The organism is Halomonas sp. SIMBA_159 (assembly GCF_046536035.1).
Taxonomy (GTDB): Bacteria; Pseudomonadota; Gammaproteobacteria; order Pseudomonadales; family Halomonadaceae; genus Vreelandella; species Vreelandella venusta_A.
Window position 1 is genome coordinate 1 of sequence record NZ_JAWJBT010000931.1, and the last position, 259, is coordinate 259.

Genomic DNA, 259 nt, shown 5'->3' on the forward strand with positions numbered 1-259 from the left:
TCATTGAGCCAGGCAATGCGATGGGTCAGCACGCGGGTCTTGCCCGAACCGGCGCCAGCCAGCACGAGGTAATGGCCGGGCGGCGCGGAGACCGCCTCGCGCTGGGCGGGGTTCAGGTGATCGAGCAGGTGAGAGACATCCACCCGCGCATTTTACCGGCTTGCGCCGGGCATTGCCCTCATGCGTGACAACCCAGCAGGGCGCTGGCGATGTCGGCGGCCTGGCCGCGCAGTTCAGGAATGGCCAGGCTTTCCCACAG

General features: G+C 67.6%; 1 protein-coding gene. It reads right to left on the reverse strand.

Annotated elements, in window-relative coordinates:
* The coding region (locus R0J87_RS21995; protein WP_498888971.1) for a UvrD-helicase domain-containing protein at positions 1-143 on the reverse strand (143 nt) is incomplete at its 3' end.
* Positions 144-259 lie beyond the last annotated feature (116 nt).